This window comes from Novosphingobium cyanobacteriorum, assembly GCF_029436685.1.
In the GTDB taxonomy this organism is placed as follows: Bacteria; Pseudomonadota; Alphaproteobacteria; order Sphingomonadales; family Sphingomonadaceae; genus Novosphingobium; species Novosphingobium cyanobacteriorum.
In genome coordinates this window covers 85835-102438 of record NZ_JAROCY010000005.1, presented here as the reverse complement: position 1 = coordinate 102438, position 16604 = coordinate 85835, and the positions used below count along the sequence as shown (strand labels likewise).

General features: G+C 66.2%; 17 protein-coding genes. 8 read left to right on the top strand and 9 right to left on the bottom strand.

Going from position 1 to position 16604, the window contains the following annotated elements:
• Positions 1 to 14: 14 nt before the first annotated feature.
• Positions 15 to 1007 (bottom strand): class II fructose-bisphosphatase, encoded by a 993-nt coding sequence (gene glpX, locus POM99_RS06750; protein WP_277276094.1) that lies wholly within the window; start codon positions 1005 to 1007, stop codon positions 15 to 17.
• 146 nt (positions 1008 to 1153) lie between these two features.
• Here glpX and POM99_RS06745 point away from each other — a divergent pair, with 146 nt between their 5' ends.
• Positions 1154 to 1567 (top strand): hypothetical protein, encoded by a 414-nt coding sequence (locus tag POM99_RS06745; RefSeq protein WP_277276093.1) that lies wholly within the window; start codon positions 1154 to 1156, stop codon positions 1565 to 1567.
• Positions 1568 to 1580: 13 nt separating this feature from the next.
• On the opposite strand, the gene POM99_RS06740 is transcribed toward POM99_RS06745, so the two are convergent.
• On the bottom strand, positions 1581 to 2897 hold the full coding sequence (locus tag POM99_RS06740; protein ID WP_277276092.1) for a homoserine dehydrogenase: 1317 nt from the start codon (positions 2895 to 2897) through the stop codon (positions 1581 to 1583).
• 137 nt (positions 2898 to 3034) lie between these two features.
• The gene (locus tag POM99_RS06735; RefSeq protein ID WP_277276091.1) at positions 3035 to 3859 is read right to left on the bottom strand and encodes a hypothetical protein; all 825 of its coding nucleotides are present in this window, start codon (positions 3857 to 3859) and stop codon (positions 3035 to 3037) included.
• 397 nt (positions 3860 to 4256) lie between these two features.
• Here POM99_RS06735 and POM99_RS06730 point away from each other — a divergent pair, with 397 nt between their 5' ends.
• The 4 genes from POM99_RS06730 to POM99_RS06715 all read left to right on the top strand — a co-directional run bounded on the left by POM99_RS06730 (position 4257) and on the right by POM99_RS06715 (position 6888).
• Positions 4257 to 4913, top strand: coding sequence for an energy transducer TonB (locus POM99_RS06730; RefSeq protein ID WP_277276090.1), 657 nt, complete (start codon positions 4257 to 4259; stop codon positions 4911 to 4913).
• 77 nt (positions 4914 to 4990) lie between these two features.
• Complete coding sequence (locus POM99_RS06725) at positions 4991 to 5746, top strand: MotA/TolQ/ExbB proton channel family protein (RefSeq protein WP_277276089.1); 756 nt, start codon at positions 4991 to 4993, stop codon at positions 5744 to 5746.
• Positions 5747 to 5871: 125 nt separating this feature from the next.
• Positions 5872 to 6399 carry an ExbD/TolR family protein gene (locus POM99_RS06720; protein WP_277276088.1) on the top strand — a complete coding sequence of 176 codons (528 nt, stop codon included), beginning with the start codon at positions 5872 to 5874 and terminating at the stop codon, positions 6397 to 6399.
• 57 nt (positions 6400 to 6456) lie between these two features.
• Positions 6457 to 6888, top strand: coding sequence for an ExbD/TolR family protein (locus POM99_RS06715; RefSeq protein WP_277276087.1), 432 nt, complete (start codon positions 6457 to 6459; stop codon positions 6886 to 6888).
• A gap of 149 nt (positions 6889 to 7037) precedes the next feature.
• Here POM99_RS06715 and POM99_RS06710 read toward each other — a convergent pair whose 3' ends face one another.
• Positions 7038 to 9479 carry a ligase-associated DNA damage response DEXH box helicase gene (locus POM99_RS06710; protein WP_277276086.1) on the bottom strand — a complete coding sequence of 814 codons (2442 nt, stop codon included), beginning with the start codon at positions 9477 to 9479 and terminating at the stop codon, positions 7038 to 7040.
• A 194-nt stretch (positions 9480 to 9673) separates the two neighbouring features.
• Here POM99_RS06710 and POM99_RS06705 point away from each other — a divergent pair, with 194 nt between their 5' ends.
• Positions 9674 to 10783 carry a BON domain-containing protein gene (locus POM99_RS06705; RefSeq protein WP_277276085.1) on the top strand — a complete coding sequence of 370 codons (1110 nt, stop codon included), beginning with the start codon at positions 9674 to 9676 and terminating at the stop codon, positions 10781 to 10783.
• A gap of 87 nt (positions 10784 to 10870) precedes the next feature.
• Here the strand turns inward: POM99_RS06705 and pgmG are convergent, their stop codons facing one another.
• The 3 genes from pgmG to POM99_RS06690 form a co-directional block, all read right to left on the bottom strand.
• The gene (gene pgmG / locus POM99_RS06700) at positions 10871 to 12274 is read right to left on the bottom strand and encodes a phosphoglucomutase/phosphomannomutase PgmG (RefSeq protein WP_277276084.1); all 1404 of its coding nucleotides are present in this window, start codon (positions 12272 to 12274) and stop codon (positions 10871 to 10873) included.
• Positions 12275 to 12346: 72 nt separating this feature from the next.
• Positions 12347 to 12658: a J domain-containing protein gene (locus POM99_RS06695; protein WP_277276083.1), complete on the bottom strand. Its 312-nt coding sequence runs from the start codon at positions 12656 to 12658 to the stop codon at positions 12347 to 12349.
• Entirely contained in the window at positions 12655 to 13473 is an 819-nt protein-coding gene (locus POM99_RS06690) for a division plane positioning ATPase MipZ (RefSeq protein WP_277276082.1), read from the bottom strand. The genes POM99_RS06695 and POM99_RS06690 overlap by 4 nt, the downstream gene beginning before the upstream one ends.
• A 110-nt stretch (positions 13474 to 13583) precedes the next feature.
• On the opposite strand from POM99_RS06690, the gene panC reads away from it, so the two are divergent.
• Complete coding sequence (gene panC / locus POM99_RS06685) at positions 13584 to 14435, top strand: pantoate--beta-alanine ligase (protein ID WP_277276081.1); 852 nt, start codon at positions 13584 to 13586, stop codon at positions 14433 to 14435.
• A 22-nt stretch (positions 14436 to 14457) separates the two neighbouring features.
• Here the strand turns inward: panC and POM99_RS06680 are convergent, their stop codons facing one another.
• Positions 14458 to 15075 carry an energy transducer TonB gene (locus tag POM99_RS06680; protein WP_277276080.1) on the bottom strand — a complete coding sequence of 206 codons (618 nt, stop codon included), beginning with the start codon at positions 15073 to 15075 and terminating at the stop codon, positions 14458 to 14460.
• Positions 15076 to 15166: 91 nt separating this feature from the next.
• On the bottom strand, positions 15167 to 15802 hold the full coding sequence (locus POM99_RS06675; RefSeq protein ID WP_277276079.1) for an SOS response-associated peptidase: 636 nt from the start codon (positions 15800 to 15802) through the stop codon (positions 15167 to 15169).
• Positions 15803 to 15832: 30 nt separating this feature from the next.
• Here POM99_RS06675 and POM99_RS06670 point away from each other — a divergent pair, with 30 nt between their 5' ends.
• Positions 15833 to 16600: a class II aldolase/adducin family protein gene (locus tag POM99_RS06670; protein ID WP_277276078.1), complete on the top strand. Its 768-nt coding sequence runs from the start codon at positions 15833 to 15835 to the stop codon at positions 16598 to 16600.
• Positions 16601 to 16604: the final 4 nt, after the last annotated feature.

Here is a 16604-nt window from a genome sequence, read left to right as displayed (position 1 = left end):
GCCATCGCCAGGCCTCAGCGCGGCTTGCGGTGTTCGCCCTTCACCCAGCGCACGGTGCCCGAACTGGCGCGCATCACCACCGATTCAGTGGTCATCACGCCGTTCTTGTGGATCTTCACGCCATCCAGCAGCGAACCATCGGTCACGCCGGTGGCGGCAAAGATGCAGTCGCCCTTGGCCAGTTCCTTCAGGTCATACTGCTTGTTCAGGTCGGTGATGCCCCATTTGCGCGCGCGGGCCTTCTCGTCCTCGTTGCGGAACAGCAGGCGGCCCTTGAACTGCCCGCCCACGCAGCGCAGCGCCGCTGCGGCCAGCACGCCCTCGGGCGCGCCGCCCGATCCCATGTACATGTCGACGCCGGTTTCCTCGTTGGTCACCGCGATCACGCCGGCCACGTCGCCGTCGGGGATCAGGTTGATGCCGCAGCCCAGCGCGCGCAGCTCGGCGATCAGGTCGGTGTGGCGCGGGCGGTCAAGCACGCAGACGATGATGTCGCCCGGTTCCACGCCCTTGGCCGCAGCCACCGCGCGCACGTTGTCGGAAACCGACTTGTCGAGATCGATGATCCCCTCGGGATAGCCGGGGCCGACGGCCATCTTGTCCATGTACACGTCGGGCGCGTTCAGCAGGCCGCCTTCCTCCGCCACGGCCAGCACCGCCAGTGCGTTCGGCCCGGCCTTGGCGGTGATGGTCGTTCCTTCCAGCGGATCGAGCGCGATGTCGATCTTCGGGCCCGTGCCCGGCGCGGCGCCAACCTTTTCGCCAATATAGAGCATCGGCGCTTCGTCGCGCTCGCCTTCGCCGATCACCACGGTGCCGTCCATCCACAGCTCGTTGAACGCGGCGCGCATTGCTTCCACGGCGGCGGCGTCGGCCGCCTTTTCGTCACCACGCCCGATCAGCTTGGAGGCGCCGATGGCGGCGGCCTCGGTCACGCGGACCATTTCCAGCACGAGGACGCGATCGAGGACTTGCGAAGCGGCGGGATTGTGGTTTGGTGCGGTCACGTTGACTCCAATGGCTGGCGGCGTGAAATAGGCCTGTGCAGACGTATGCGTGCCCTAACCCCATGACAGCCCGTTTGTCGAGAGCGGGGCACGGCCCAATCGCGTCCGGGGCGCTCGCAATCTGTCTGATCCTGTTCGCATTGGCCATGCCCGCGCAAACAAGGGCGGCCGAAACCACCTATCGTCTGCCCCAGCAGGGTGACACCGCAGAGACAGCGCCCCCCACCCAGGCCGATCTCGCCCAGCGCCTGCTCACCCCGCTGAAGCGTGAACGCTGCATCCCGTCGTCCGATGGGGAAACCATCGTGGTCTGCGGCAACAATGAAGAGAACGCGCGGCAGAAGCTGTCGGAGAACCACGAGCCGGACACATCGCGGCAAAGCGGCGACGGAACCCCGCGTGCGCCGAACGTATCGGGCCTGCGTGATTGCAGCCGCGGGTGCCTCGGCTTCGGCGGCGTGCCGCCACCGATGTATTACTTCGATATCACCAAGCTGCCGGAACCGCCTGCGGGCTCTGACGCGGACCGAATCGCCAAGGGCGAGATCCGCGCCCCCTAAGGCGCCGTTCCGCTCATTCTTCCAGCAGCGGCATCACCAGGGGCGGTTCGGCCAGGCTGGGTGATCCTTCCAGCAGGCGCAGCGCTTCGGCAATCCCGCTTTCGGGCCCCTCATGCGTGACCAGCGCCACCAGCACGCGCTCCTCGCCATTCACTTCCACCCGGCCCTTCTGGATCAGGCTTTCGATGGAAACGCCGGCATCGCGCATGGCCGCGGCGATTTCCGCCAGCGTACCCGGCCGGTCGGCCACGGTGAATCGCAGATAGGCCTTGCCCGTGCGGTGCCCGCTTTCGGCGGGGGCGGCCTGCGTCAGTTCCGCCGCGGGAATCGAGAACGGCGCACCGATATCGCCCCGTGCGATGTCGATCAGGTCTGCCACCACCGCGCTGGCGGTCGGCCCATCGCCGGCGCCCGCGCCCTGGAACAGCAGCCGGCCCACGAAGTTGCCTTCCGCCACCACGGCATTGGTCGCGCCGTCCACGTGGGCCAGCGGGTGGTCGCGATGCACCAGGTGCGGGTGCACGCGCTGGAACAGGCGATGGTTGCCCTGCGCATCCACTTCGGGCTCAGCCATGCCGATCAGGCGGATGTAGTATCCCAGCGCATCGGCCTGCGCGATGTCTGCGGCCAGCACGCGGCGGATGCCGGTTGCGGTCACGCCCTTGAAATCCACGGCGGTGCCGAATGCGATGGCAGACAGGATCGACAGCTTGTGCGCGGCGTCGATGCCGTCGATGTCGAAGGTCGGATCGCTCTCGGCATAGCCCTTGGCCTGCGCCTCGGCCAGCACGTCGGCAAAGTCGCGACCGGTGTCTTCCATGGTGGAGAGGATATAGTTGCAGGTGCCGTTCAGGATGCCATAGACGCGCTTGATCTCGTTGGCCGCTGCGCCTTCCTTCAGGCCCTTGATCACCGGGATGCCCCCGGCCACCGCGGCTTCGAACTTGAACGCCACCTTCGCCGCCTCGGCCTTGGCCGAAAGCTCAAGTCCATGGTGCGCGATCATCGCCTTGTTTGCAGTCACCAGCGCCTTGCCGGCTTCGAACGTGGTGCGCGCCAGCGCAAGCGCCGGGCCATCGGCTCCGCCCACCAGCTCCACCACCACGTCCACGTCGGGCCGTTCGCCCAGGATCACCATGTCGTCTTCCCAGGCATAGCCGGAAAGGTCGACCCCGCGGTCCTTGCTGCGGTTGCGCGCGCTGATCGCGGTGATCTGGATCGGGCGTCCCGCCCGCCGGGCAATCAGGCTGGCATTCGCCTCGATCAGGCGAATCACGCCGCCGCCCACGGTTCCCAGCCCGGCCAGCGCGATGCGCAATGGTTCGCTCATGATCACCCCGTCCCGCCGCACACGCGGCGCTGCAATATGGTCGCCGGCCCGTGCGCCGGCGGAATCGTGCGCGCCTTAGGCGGATGCGCGCGGAGCCGCAACCGTCCGAAGTCACGATGCCGGGTCAGAATGCGCTCTCAAGGCTGGGTGCGTGTCCGCGCACAGGGCCCCAGTTCGCGCACCACCTGTGCATAGTCCTCGGCCGCCACGCGGCGCAGCTGCGCACTGGGCGAGATGTTGGCCCGGTCGGGCAGGGTGGCCGGCAGAGAACAGGCCAGCCGGTACCACGCCAGGCTCTCGGGGGCGGGCGGACGCGCCGCCTGGTCCACGATCTCGCTGAACGACACGCCCCAGGTGGTGTCCATGCCGGGTCTGCGAATGATCGAAAGCGAAACGGGCTTGCCGCCCTCGGTGGCGAAGAACAGCTGGGTCTCGCCTTCGCCGGCCAGGTTGCCCGGCACGTGCAGCGCTTCGCGCAGGGCGGTGATGTGCGGCGGCGCATCGGGCTGGACCATCTCGGTCAGGATGGCGCGCAGCTTCTGTTCCAGCTCGGCGCTCCATGGCAGCATCGCATCCGGCGCCACCAGCGCCAGGTCTGCTGGCTTGCCCGGCACGGTGCGCGCCAGCACCAGCACCGGCAGCTTGTTCAGCTTGGGCGGCTTGCCCTTCGCGTCGAGCGGGACATCCGCCAGGAATCGCACCGATTCGCCGGTCGCGGGGCCGATCAGCAGCGCCTGCGTCGTCGCTTCTATATAAAAGCGGACCCTGCCCGGTGCGATGCCGGGCGAATCCGCAGGTTTCAGGCGGGATGCTTTGCGCACCTGCACCTTGGCCACGAAATCTGCCGGAAGGGCCAGGTCCACCAGGTCGGCATAGGTAAGCGGGCTGGCAGCCGGCGCAACGGCGCCAGCGGTGCGAATCGGTGCCGCCTGCGGTTGCGCCTTCGCGTCCCCTGTTGACACCCCGACAAGCCCGAAGGCGCAGATCATTGCTGCAACTGGAAAAAATGGCAGGCGGATCATTCTCTCGGACCTTCGCAAATCGGGAATATGAAACATCGCGCAATTCAGCCGTTTCAGCCAGCGCAACCGTGAATCAGTCATTAATGGATAAAGCATTTGCGCACCCCAATCCTTGGCGTTAAAGCTTGCCGCCATTCGGGCAATCCAAAAACAATCGCCCGAAACAGCCGCCGCCGGGACCCTTGCGCCCGATGTCGGCGGACCGGGTTGCCGGCAGGGTGGATTGAAATCGCTGGATTGGCCTTTCGTGCGGGACGGTGATCCTGCACGTGGCTCCGTCATGATCTGCGCCAACCCGGCGTGGGGCAGGGCGGAAGATCAGGAGTTATGGAGCTGAATGGCATACGCTGACCAACAGATGAGCGGTAACAAGATCACCGCGCTCATCGTCGTTGCGATTCTTCATGTCGTCGTCGGCTATGCGCTGGTCACTGGCCTCGCGTACTCGGCCTTCAAGAAGATCAAAGAGGTGACCACCGCGGTCAAGATCGACGAGGATAAGCCGCCGCCACCGCCGCCGCCGCCGCCGCCGAAGGATGCGCCGCCGCCGCCGCCGATCGTGGCGCCGCCGCCGCCGATCAGCTTCAACGCGCCGGCTCCGCAGCTGCAGACCGTGACGGAAGCGCCGCCGCCTGCGCCGCCGCCGCCCGTGGTCGTGCTGCCGCCGCCGCCGGCTGCACCGCCGCCGCCGCCGCCGCCGCCGACCCCGTTCCAGCCCAAGGGCCGGCCGGGCGAGTGGGTGACGACCAACGACTACCCGTCGCGTGCGCTGCGTGAAGAACGCGAAGGCGTGACCGGTTTCCGCCTGGACTTCGACGCCACTGGCAAGCCGTCCAACTGTTCTATCACCCGTTCGAGCGGCAGCCCCGATCTCGACGAGGCGACCTGCTCCAACCTGATGCGCCGCGCGCGCTTCAAGCCGGGCATGCAGAACGGCCAGCCGGTTGCCGGGTCCTATTCCAGCTCGGTCCGCTGGGTCATTCCGAAGGATTGATCCCGGGCCGTGCCTGGCGGCACGTCACACCTTTCACGCACTTTGCACTTTTTTGAATTCTTGAGAGGAAGATCCGAATGCTTATCCAGACGCTCGCCGCGGCCGCGACCACTGCCGCGCCGCAGAACAAGTTCGGCTTCGTCGAAGCCCTTCAGGCCGGTGGTTTCATTTCCTACGCCACCGTCATCATCCTCGGCATCATGTCGTTCGGTTCGTTCTTCATCCTGTTCACCAAGTTCTTTGAACAGTCGAAGATCATGAACCAGTACAAGAACAACGTCGCCAACTTCTGGCGCGCGCCCACCCTCAAGGAAGGCGCTGCCAAGCTCGAGAAGAACTCGGCCTGGCGCCAGATCGTCGACGACGGCATCGCCGCCGAAGACCAGGTGTCGAAGATGGACGCCACCGAAGCGCACGATTGGACCCACGGTTCGCTCGCCCGCTCGGAAGCCTCGATCAACGCCAAGCTCGCCAGCGGCCTGCCGTTCCTCGCCACCGTGGGCGCCACCTCGCCGTTCATCGGTCTGTTCGGTACCGTGGTCGGCATCTACCGCGCGCTGATCGCCATCGGTCTGGCCGGTTCGGCCTCGATCGACAAGGTCGCCGGCCCGGTCGGTGAAGCTCTGATCATGACCGCGCTCGGTCTGCTCGTCGCGGTTCCCGCGGTGCTCGCCTACAACTACCTGCAGGCCCGCAACAAGCGCATTGCCGAACTGCTGACCGGTTTCAGCACCGACGTGCTCGCCAACCTCGCCTCGAAGGGCGTGGTGAAGCCTGCCGTCCCGGCTGCTGCCGCTGCGAAGCCGGCTGCTCCGGCTCCGGCCAAGAAGTAAGCTGTAACCCTGGGACCGGCGGGTTCTCCGTCGGTCCCGGTTTCCGGAAACGCGGGTCTTTGCCGGGGAATGGAATTCCCTGCTCCCCGGCCCTCCCGCGGCTCAGATCGGATAGGATGTAACCAATGGCAATGTCTGTAGGCGGCGGCGGAGAAGAACGCCCGATGTCGGACATCAATACCACGCCGCTCGTGGACGTGATGCTCGTGCTGCTGATCATCTTCCTCATCGCGGTCCCGGTTGCGATCCAGACCATCGAAAAGCTGAAGGTCCCCGTCCTCGCTTCTGAAGAGACGCAGGACAAGGTGGAAAACCTGCTGCTGGCCGTGGTTTCGACCGATGCCGCCGGCCGCAGCCCCGGCCAGCCGGGGTATGAAGGCTCCTCGCCCAACGGCGAATGCCGCGTCTACCTCAACAACATCACGCCGGTGGACAACACCGAACTCGCCAAGCAGGCTTTCGATCGTCTCGACGCGATCGTGAAGCGTGAAGGCGGCGCCACGAACATGGACCCGGACAAGATCCCCGAAGTCCACATCCGCGGTGACGTGCACGTGCCGTGGCGTTGCGTGGCCGGTGCGATCTACAACGTGCAGATCGCCGGCTATCCCAAGGTAGGCTTCATCTCCACCCCGGTGGACCCGAACGGCTGAGCCAGGCGCCGGGCTGAGACACGCCCGGCGACCGACGATCGAACAGGAGTACTCCCCATGGCAATGAGCGGCGGCAAGGACGACGGCTCGCCGATGATGGAAATGAACACGACGCCGTTGATCGACGTCATGCTCGTTCTCCTCATCATGTTCATCATCACCATCCCCGTTGCCACCCACTCGGTGAACGTGAATCTTCCGCAGGCGACGCCTCCGAAGAACGACGTGAAGATCGATCCGGTGAAGAACAAGCTGGGCCTCACCGCCCAGAACCAGATCGTCTGGAACGGCTCGGCGATCACGCCCGGCAACCTCCAGTCGCTGCTGAAGGCAACGAAGTCGATGAAGCCGGAGCCGGAACTGCAGTTCCAGCCCGATGCCTATGCGAACTACGAAATGGCGAACTACGTCCTGAAGATCATCACCGATTCGAAGGTCAGCAAGTTCGGCTTCGTCGGCAACGAGAACTACGCCGTCTTCGGCAAGTGATCGTCTGATCCGCAAGGGCCATTGATGGCAGGAAAAAGGGGCGGTGCAGACCGCCCCTTTTTTCGTGCCGCTCAACCCCTGAAAATGCGGTCTCAACCGCTCTCAGTCGATCTCAACCCCCTCTCAATCCGTTTCAACCCCCTGTCAATTCACGCGTCCGAAGGCCGCATCGCAGCCGCCGCCAGCCCTTCCGCCTCGGCCAGCAGCTCGTCGTCGGCCGCGCCGGCGGGCAGCGTTTCGCGCCCGATCATCACCATCACCGGCACCGCCAGCGGCGTCACCCGGTCCAGCTCCACATGCACCAGCCGCCGCTGCGCCCGCTCCAGCACATCGGCCAGCCGCGCAAGGTCGGTCATCCGCGTCCGCGCATCCGCCCAGGCCGCCTCGATCAGCAGGTGGTCGGGCTCATGCTTGCGCAGCACGTCATAGATCAGATCGGTGGAGAAGGTGACCTGCCGCCCGCTCTTGCGCTTGCCCGGATGCTGGCGCTCCACCAGTCCGCCGATCACCGCCACTTCGCGGAAGGCGCGGCGCAGAAGGTAGGAATCCTGCACCCATTCCACGAACTCGTGGGTCAGGATCTCGGGCGAAAGCAGCCGCGCTGGATCCTCGATCCGCCGCAGGCCCCATACCCCCAATGAATAGTCATTGGCGACAAAGCCCATCGGGGAAAGGCCGGCATCCGCCATGCGCCGGGTGATCAGCATGCCCAGGGACTGGTTCGCGTTCCACCCCTCGAAGGTATAGAGCACGCTGTAATGCTTCTCGCGATGCGGGAAGCTCTCCACCAGCAGCTCGCCCGGCTGCGGCAGGCGGCTTCGCCAGTCCTGCACCTCAAGCCATTCCCGCACATCGTCGGGAAAGCGTGCCCAGCCCGCACGATCGGCCAGCATCGCCTGCACCCGGTCTGCCAGATGGGTGGTCAACGGCATGCGGGCGCCCATGTAACTGGGAATCTGCCCGGCGGATTTTGCAGCCTTCACAACGAGTTCCAGATCGCGAACGCCCTCCACTTCAAGGTCCAGCCCGGCGAACCGGAAGGTATCGCCCGGCCGCAGCGATGCGCCGAAGTTCTCCTCCACCTTGCCCAGCGAACGCCCGTTGCGGAAACGCACTTCCAGCATTTCGGCATCGACAATGATCCCGGCATTCAGCCGGTGCCGCGCCGCCTGCTCCGGGTGCGCCAGCCGCCACACGCCCGCCTTGTCGCGCACGATCCGCCGGAACCGGTCATAGGCGCGCAGCGAGTAGCCACCCGTCGCCACGAACTCCAGCACCCGAGTCCACCCGGCTTCGTCCAGCCAGCTGTAGGCGAGCGAGGAGCGCACTTCGGCCAGCAGCGCCTTCTCCTCGAACGGCCCGGCGCAGGCGCAGGCCATCACGTGCTGCGCCAGCACGTCGAGCGCGCCGGGGCGGAAGTCCTCGCCATCGCGCCGCCCTTCGTCCACCGCGTCCTTGGCCGCCATCGCCTCAAGGAATTCGAAGCGGTTGCCCGGCACCAGCAGCGCGCGCGAAGGCATGTCGAGCCGGTGGTTGGCGCGCCCGATCCGTTGCAGCAGGCGCGATGAACCCTTCGGCGCGCCCATCTGCACCACCAGGTCGATATCGCCCCAATCCACGCCCAGATCGAGGCTGGCGGTGCAGACCAGTGCCCGCAGTTCGCCCCGGGCCATCGCGCCCTCGACCTTGCGCCGCGCCTCCTTCGACAGCGAGCCGTGGTGGATGCCGATCGGCAGCTTGTCGTCATTCACGTCCCACAGCAGCTGGAAGATGTACTCCGCCAGGAAGCGGGTATTGGTGAAGACCAGTGTGGTGCGGTTGGCGCGGATCAGGTCATAGATCTGCGGCACGGCCCAGGCGGCGGCATGACCGCCCCACGGCACGCGCTCCTCCTGCGGCAGCAGCAGCTCCACCTCGGGCGGGGCGCCGGGCTCGCCTTCGACCAGCGCAACGCTGTCAACATCCCCCCACGGCGCCAGCCAGCCGCGAAACGCCTCGGGATCGGCCACGGTGGCGGAAAGCGCGGCACGCTGCATGGCGGGGGCCAAGGCCTGCAGCCGCGCCAGCGAAAGCGCCAGCAGGTCCCCACGCTTGCCGGTGGCAAAGGCATGCACTTCGTCGATCACCACGCGCTTCAACGTGGCGAACAGCTCCGTGCTTTCGGGATAGCTGAGCAGCAGCGAAAGCGATTCGGGGGTTGTCAGCAGCACATGCGGCGGGCGGGCGCGCTGCCGCGCCTTGCGGTCAGACGGGGTATCGCCACTGCGCGTCTCCACCCGGATCGGCAGGCCGATGTCCTCGATCGGGGTCAGCAGGTTGCGCTGCACATCATGCGCCAGCGCCTTCAGCGGGGAGACATAGAGCGTGTGCAGGCCTTCGGGGGCGGCGGCGCCATGCAGCAGCGAAGGCGCGAAATCGGCCAGAGTCGGCAGGAATCCCGCCAGAGTCTTGCCCGCCCCGGTATCGGCCACCAGCAGGGCGTGCTTTCCCGCCCGCGCGGCGGCGAGCATGCCCAGCTGGTGCCGCCTTGCACGCCAGCCCCGCCCGGCGAACCAGTCTTCGATCTCGGCAGGGAGGGCAGGGTCGATCATCGCGTGTGGTGTAACGCGCAAGGCGGCGGAACGCACCCGCCGTATGGGGCACGACCAGACGCCCCAGCCCCGCGACAGGCATCCGGACCCCGACCTGGGCTGCTCCGTTGATTGCACGAGCGCCGGCGGGATCTTCCTCCCCGTCGGCGCGCCCCCATACAATTCCCCGCATTTTCCAGTACAAGGAGAGAGCCATGGACGACCGCAACGATCGGGACCGCTTCGACAGGGATCGCTTTGACAGAGATGGGTACCATCGCAGCCGGGACTACCGCGAACGCTATGGCCACGATCGGTCCGGCGAGCAACGGCCGGCCTGGCGCGGCGAAGGCCGGGACTACCAGAGCAATGAGCGCGCGGACGAGAGCCGCAGTGACTACGGCAACCGCGACTATCGCGGCCACAGCCAGTCCCGCGACGACTGGTCGATCGGCAACACCGACCGCAATCGCTATGGCCGGGAGACCGACCGGAGCCGTGAGACCTCGATGAGGACCAGCGCCGGTTATACCGGCGACTATCGCGGCGGTTACGGCGCTGCATCGCAGACCGGCGACTACTTTGGTGTCGGCGATTTCGGGTCGGGCAGCCATGCCTGGGATCGTGGAAACAGCGGATCGCGAGGCTATTCGGCCTATGGTGGCGGCAGCGGCGGGCAGACCGTGCAGCGCGACAACCGCCAGTGGGGCGATCGCCAGATGGGTGGCTCCTACCAGCCCGGCGAAGGCTATGCCCGCGACGACAACCAGCGCGGCTTCATCGAACGCGCCACCGACGAAGTGATGAGCTGGTGGGGCGACGAGGACGCCGCCCGCCGCCGTGAGCAGGATCATGCCGGGAAGGGGCCTTCGGATTACACCCGGTCTGACGAGCGTATCCGTGAGGATGCCAACGACCGCCTGACCGATGATTGGCGGGTCGACGCCCGCAGCATCAGCGTGACGGTGAACGATGGTGAGGTGACATTGAACGGCAGTGTGCCGAGCCGGCAGGAAAAGCACCGCGCCGAGGAATGCGTGGAACGCGTTTCCGGGGTGAAGCACGTGCAGAACAACCTGCGGGTGACCGGTGGCGATCGTGCCTCCACCACGGGCAATACGATGGGCGCCGGTTCATCATCGCCATCGCCGCTGGGCCAGACCGCGCTGCCCGGCAGCCAGTCAGGCGTGCCTGCCACCACGGGTGAGCCGGGCTATCAGAGCGAGCTGCAGTCTCGCAGCGATGCGAACCGCACCGGCAAGACGGCCGATGGCGCGCAGTCCGGCAGCACAACGTCCGGCAGCACCACTGGCGGGCGGGCGTAAACCCTCAACCACGGGGCCGTTGCCCCCAATCCACGGCCCCATGGGTTGGTGCCCCGCCGGATCGGCGGGGCGCCTTCCTGTTTGCGATCAGTGGCCGGCCTGCGGGCCGCGCTCCAGCCCGGAAGCCTCAAGCTGGGCGTCGATCTGCGTCATCAGCCGCTCCAGGCCTTCTTCCGAGTAGCTTTCGGCACGCGCCACCAGCACGTCCTGCGTGTTGGATGCGCGCAGCAGCCACCAGCCATCGGGCGTGTTGACGCGCGCGCCGTCGGTGTCGTTCACTTCGGCCCCATCGGCCTGCAGGCGCGCCTTCACTTCATCGATCACCGCGAACTTGCGGCTTTCATCCACCTGAAAGCGCAGTTCGGGCGTGTTGATCATCGCCGGCATCGCGCCACGCAGGGCTGTTACGGACTTGCCGAGGCGCACGGACGCGGCAATCAGCCGAATCGCAGCATAAAGCGCATCGTCAAAACCGTAATATTCGTGCGCGAAGAAGACGTGGCCGCTCATTTCACCGGCCAAGGGGCTGCCCGTTTCCTTCATTTTGGATTTGATCAGGGAGTGCCCGGTCTTCCACATCAGCGGCGTGCCACCCAGTTCGCTGACCCGGTCAAACAGGGCCCGGCTGGCCTTAACGTCGGCAATAATGGTCTGGCCCGGAACGATTTTCAGCAAATCCTCGGCATAGATCATCAGCAGCTGATCGCCCCAGATGATGCGGCCTTCGCCATCGATGGCACCGATCCGGTCACCATCGCCGTCAAAAGCAATTCCGAAGTCGAGGTTTCCGGAAGCGACAGCTTCCCGCAGATCGACAAGGTTTTTCTCTTCCGTCGGATCAGGATGGTGGTTTGGAAAATGCCCGTCGACTTCGGTAAACAGCAGGGTGTGCTTTCCGGGCAGCAGCGCGGTGAGCTTTTCCACGACCGGGCCGGCGGCGCCGTTGCCGGCATCCCACGCGATGGACAGGCCTTCGAGTTCGGCCGGGGCGATGCCGTCCAGGCCCTTCACCAGGCGGGCGACGTACTCGTCCATGATGTCGACGGATTCGGATGTGCCGTTGCCGGATTCCCAGTCACCGCTTCCGGCGAGGACGCCGAGATCGAGTATGTCTGGACCGAAGAACGGACGCCCCTGAAATACCATCTTGAAGCCATTGTAATTGGCGGGATTGTGGCTGCCAGTTATCTGTATGCCGCCATCCACTTCTGGCATTGAAGCCGCTGCGTAGTACAGCATCGGCGTAGGGCCGAGGCCGATCCGCACCACGTCGATCCCGCTGGCGTTCAATCCTTCCACCAATGCGTGTTCCAGCACGGGCGAGCTGACGCGGCCGTCATAGCCGACGGCCACCTTCTTGCCGCCCGCACGTGCGATGCGGGTGCCGAAGCCGCGGCCAATGGCGCGGGCATCGTCGGGGCCAAGCGTTTCGCCGATCACGCCGCGGATATCGTATTCGCGCAGCACGGTGGGGTGGAACGTGTGGGTCATCGCGGAACAGGTCCTTCGTTATGCAAGGGGCCGGAACGCGTTGGGCGCGCGCCGGCTCGGCTGATCTGCCCTTCAGGCGCCGCGGCTTGTGGCGCTGCGGCTTTTCTCTCCCAGTCGCGCGAGCAGGATATCCCGCGCGGCATTGGCTTCGTGCACCGCTTCGGACGTACCGCCCCTGTCCGGGTGGACCCGTGCGATAAGCTTGCGGTGGGCATCGACGATTTCGTCACGCCCGGCAGCCGGAGCTACCCCCAGAAGGTTGCGCGCACGTTGCTCCGCGACCGAACGGGCATCGGAGCGAAACAGTTCCCACGGCCACTTGCCCGTAAGCAGGCGGACGGCGAGGCTGGCCAGCAGCGCAAGTTCCAGCAGTTTCAGGATCATGCCGCTCCTTCAAGCGCAAGCTGGCCCGATCCGGACGTTGGCACCGGCAGGTTCAGGCCGGCCACCAGCGTGCGCAGTTCCTGCCGCGCGACGAGGTGACTGGTGCCGAGTTCGCCAAGGTGCCCCTTGTCCAGCAGGGTGAGGCCGCTGGGAAACAGCTCGCGATAGATCACGCGTTCCGAAAGGCCGCTGGCGATGCGGAAACCCACGCGCTTTGAAAGCTCTGTCAGCGCCTGGTCGATGCGCCGCTGGTTGCGCGCTTCGGTATAGCCGGTGCGGTTGCGCACCACGACCCAGTCCATCTCTCGCCGCGCATCCTTGATCGTGGCCATCGCCCGCTTCTTGCGCGCTTCCCAGATCAACTCGGCATAGAACGACAGGCGGCGCACCTTGAAGGTTTCGGCATCCACTTGTCCGATCAGGTCAAAATCGACGAAACTGTCGTTCAGCGGGGTGACCAGCGTATCGGCGCGGGTGGCGACATGGCGGGCCAGCGGATCGTCGCGGCCGGGGGTGTCGAACACGATGAAGTCGTGCCCCTGGCCCAGCTGCTCGGTCAGTTCGTCCAGCGCCTCGATGCTGTCATGCCCATAGACGCCGAAGCTGGCGCTGGGCAGCGCGATTTGGCGCCGCTTCATGGTTTCGGCACGGTTCTCGAAATAGCGGTGCAGCGTGCGCTGGCGGGAATCGAGATCGATCGCGGCAACGCGCGCGCCCTGGTATGCCAGAGCCACGGCGACGTGGACCGCCGTGGTCGATTTGCCGGTGCCGCCCTTTTCGTTGGCGAAGACGATGCGGTGTGGTCCGGTCGACACAGGGCTTTCTCTCTCAACGCGTTGCTTTAACCGAGCGCTTGATGCCCGGGGGATCGGGGGCTAGGGGCGGGCCCTTGTCCTGACATTGGCTTAAAGGAGCGGCTTGCGCCGTGCAAACCATCTCTCGCCTTGATGCGCTGCGCAATGCGGTGGATGGGTTCAAATCCGGGGGAAAAACCCTCGCGCTCGTCCCCACCATGGGCGCGCTGCACGAAGGGCACCTGACACTGGTGCGCGAGGCGAAGGCGCGGGCCGACCATGTGGCGGTATCGATCTTCGTCAATCCGCTGCAGTTCGCACCGGGCGAGGACCTCGATGCCTATCCGCGCCGGCTGGCGCAGGATGCCGCGCTGCTGGAGGCGGAAGGCGTGGACCTGCTGTGGGCACCGACGGTGGATGTGATGTATCCTTCGGGGTTCGCCACCACGGTTTCGGTCGGCGGGCTGGATGCGGTGCTGTGTGGCGCGGCGCGGCCGGGGCACTTCGATGGCGTGGCCACGGTGGTGGGCAAGCTGTTCAACCAGGTTCGCCCGGATATCGCGGTGTTCGGGGAAAAGGATTGGCAGCAGCTGGCCATCATCCGCCGCATGGCGCGCGATCTCGATCTGGTGGCACCCCATGCCGATGCGATCGTGGGCGTGCCCACGGTGCGCGAGGCCGACGGGCTGGCGATGAGCAGCCGCAACCAGTACCTGACCGCAGCGCAGCGCGCACAGGCCGCTTCGCTCTCGCGCGCCATGCGCCATGCCATCGCGCAACTGCAGCAGGGCGAGGTGGCGGGGCCGGTGCTGGCCGGGCTGACCGCCGAGATCATCGCCGGGGGCTTTGCCAGCGTCGATTATGCGGACCTGCGCGATGCGGCGACGCTGGAAGCGATGGACCGGCTCGATGGCCGGGCGGCGCGGCTGTTGGTGGCGGCGCGCATCGGATCGGCGCGGTTGATCGACAACATGCCGGCCTGAGGCTGGCCGATCTACAGGCGGATCACGCCCCGGCGTGGATGCGCACGGTGGCTTCGGTCACATAGGGCACCGGCTGGCCGCGCTCGTCCTGCAAGGGGCCGGTGCGAAAGATCGTCCGCGCCTTGCAAATTGCCCGGGCGAGATCGGCCTGGGATTCGTCCTTCGCGCCGCATTGCGTCACCGCGCCCTTCCGGCTGACCTGCAGCACCATGCGCACGTCGGTCAGTGGCGGGGTATCGGCGGCAGGGGCGACGCGCACGTCGTAGTCAGGGCCGGGCTGAACCGCCGCCACCTTGTCGGCATCGGGGCTGCCGGGAACCCACAGCCGCACCGTGGTGGTCACCTGCGCATGCGCGGGCGCGCCATCCAGCAGGCGGGCGGCGAAGTAGCGCTTGCGCATGGCGATCTCGCAGATGCTGTTGCCGAGTGAGGCATCACCCACCACCGCCGCCACGCGACAGCCGATGGGACGGCCATAGGGATCGACGCGGATTTCGATCGTGGCCGCGGCGGACTTGCCCGTGGTCAGCGCTTCGGCGGGGTATTCCTCGGCCGTGACCAGCCCGGGCAGGTCTGACTGGGCCATGCCGGGCGTGGCAAGCGCGGTGGCGGCAGCAAGAGCGGGCAGCAGCAGGGGCATGGCGTTCTCTCCTCTCGCGGGCGGAGAGAATACGCCCAATGGGCCGAAGTACGCCAGTGTTACATTTTCATGTCACATCCATATCACCGAATTACAGCAGCTTGCCCTGCGCCGAGGTTTCCTCCTGCGGCGAATCATCGGGCGCAACTTCGTGCATCTCGGCATCGGGAAAGGGGCATTGCAGCGCGGCGGCCCGTTCCAGCGGCGCGGAAAGCCAGCGGTCGCAATCCGCACCGGGCCGCAGCATCACCGGCATCGCCTTGGGATGCACCGCCCCCACCGTCATGTTCGCCTCGCAGGTCAGGAACGCGAAGCGCGCACCCTCGGGTGTCGGTCGCCACAGCCCGGCGAAGGCGAACAGCGGCGCATCGCGCATCGTGAACCAGTGCTTGCGCTTGCGCCCGGTGGCGGGATCGGGGGTCAGCGACCATTCGGAAAACTCGGTCACCGGCACCAGGCAGCGCCGCGCCGGATCGGCCAGCGCCCCGCGCCACATCGGCGAATCGAGATTGCGGATATTGGTCACCGGCCGCTTCACCTGCCCAAACGGCGGCCAGCCCCAGCGCATCATGTCCAGCCGCCGCGCGCCGTCCTGAGCCACCACCACCGGGGCCATCTGGTCTGGGAAGATCTCGTGAAACGGCGGCAGGTTGCGCCCTGCGGTATCCGCGGCAAACAGCTGCGCGATTGCTTGCGCGTTGCCGGTCATGCGATACAAGTTGCACATAGAAACGCGAAGCCTTTCGGAGAGCACGCCATGGCCACCAGCATGCGCCCCAATATCGAATGCAGCGACGCCGAATGGCAGGCGCGGCAGAAACTGGCCGCATGCTATCGCATCTTTGACCTGATGGGATGGTCCGAATCGGTCTACAACCACATTTCGCTGCGCGTGCCCGATGAAGAGAACGCCTTCCTGATCAATCCCTTCGGCCTGCTCTACAGCGAAGTCTGCGCCAGCAACCTGGTGAAGATCGACATCGACGGCAACAAGCTGGACGGCAGCCCCCACGCGGTGAACAAGGCCGGCTTCACCCAGCACGGCTATTTCCACCGCCACCTGCACTGGGCGCACGCCATCTGCCATGTCCACACCACGGCGACGATGGCGGTATGCAGCCTCGAGGAGGGGCTGCTGCCGATCAACTTCTATGCCTGCAACTTCATCGGCCGCGTCGCGTATCATGATTTCGAAGGTGTCACCGTGCGCGCGGAAGAGGGCGAACGCCTGCTCAAGAACCTGGGAAACAAGAACATCCTGATGCTGCGCAACCATGGCCCGGTGGTGATGGCGCCCACGCTGGAAGGCATGTTCCTGCAGCAATGGGCGCTGCAGCGCGCCTGCGAGATCCAGATGGCCACGCTTTCCATGGGCCGCCCGCCCAGGTTCGTGCCCGAAGAGGTGATCGCCGTGCACCAGCGCGACCTGAAGGAAGCGACCCCGCCCGGCGGCGGCCCCGGCATGGGAGACTTTGCCGCATGGACCCGCCGCATCGACAAGATCGACCGCAGCTGGCGGGATTGAGCGG

Excerpts from the sequence above, each read along its gene's own strand:
- POM99_RS06710 (WP_277276086.1), bottom strand. The coding sequence starts at position 9,479 with ATGATCGACCCTGCCCTCCCTGCCGAGATCGAAGACTGGTTCGCCGGG.
- POM99_RS06670 (WP_277276078.1), top strand. The coding sequence starts at position 15,833 with ATGGCCACCAGCATGCGCCCCAATATCGAATGCAGCGACGCCGAATGG.
- POM99_RS06675 (WP_277276079.1), bottom strand. The coding sequence starts at position 15,802 with ATGTGCAACTTGTATCGCATGACCGGCAACGCGCAAGCAATCGCGCAG.
- POM99_RS06705 (WP_277276085.1), top strand. The coding sequence starts at position 9,674 with ATGGACGACCGCAACGATCGGGACCGCTTCGACAGGGATCGCTTTGAC.
- pgmG (WP_277276084.1), bottom strand. The coding sequence starts at position 12,274 with ATGACCCACACGTTCCACCCCACCGTGCTGCGCGAATACGATATCCGC.
- POM99_RS06720 (WP_277276088.1), top strand. The coding sequence starts at position 5,872 with ATGGCAATGTCTGTAGGCGGCGGCGGAGAAGAACGCCCGATGTCGGAC.
- POM99_RS06740 (WP_277276092.1), bottom strand. The coding sequence starts at position 2,897 with ATGAGCGAACCATTGCGCATCGCGCTGGCCGGGCTGGGAACCGTGGGC.
- POM99_RS06725 (WP_277276089.1), top strand. The coding sequence starts at position 4,991 with ATGCTTATCCAGACGCTCGCCGCGGCCGCGACCACTGCCGCGCCGCAG.
- POM99_RS06695 (WP_277276083.1), bottom strand. The coding sequence starts at position 12,658 with ATGATCCTGAAACTGCTGGAACTTGCGCTGCTGGCCAGCCTCGCCGTC.
- POM99_RS06715 (WP_277276087.1), top strand. The coding sequence starts at position 6,457 with ATGGCAATGAGCGGCGGCAAGGACGACGGCTCGCCGATGATGGAAATG.
- POM99_RS06680 (WP_277276080.1), bottom strand. The coding sequence starts at position 15,075 with ATGCCCCTGCTGCTGCCCGCTCTTGCTGCCGCCACCGCGCTTGCCACG.
- POM99_RS06730 (WP_277276090.1), top strand. The coding sequence starts at position 4,257 with ATGGCATACGCTGACCAACAGATGAGCGGTAACAAGATCACCGCGCTC.
- POM99_RS06745 (WP_277276093.1), top strand. The coding sequence starts at position 1,154 with ATGCCCGCGCAAACAAGGGCGGCCGAAACCACCTATCGTCTGCCCCAG.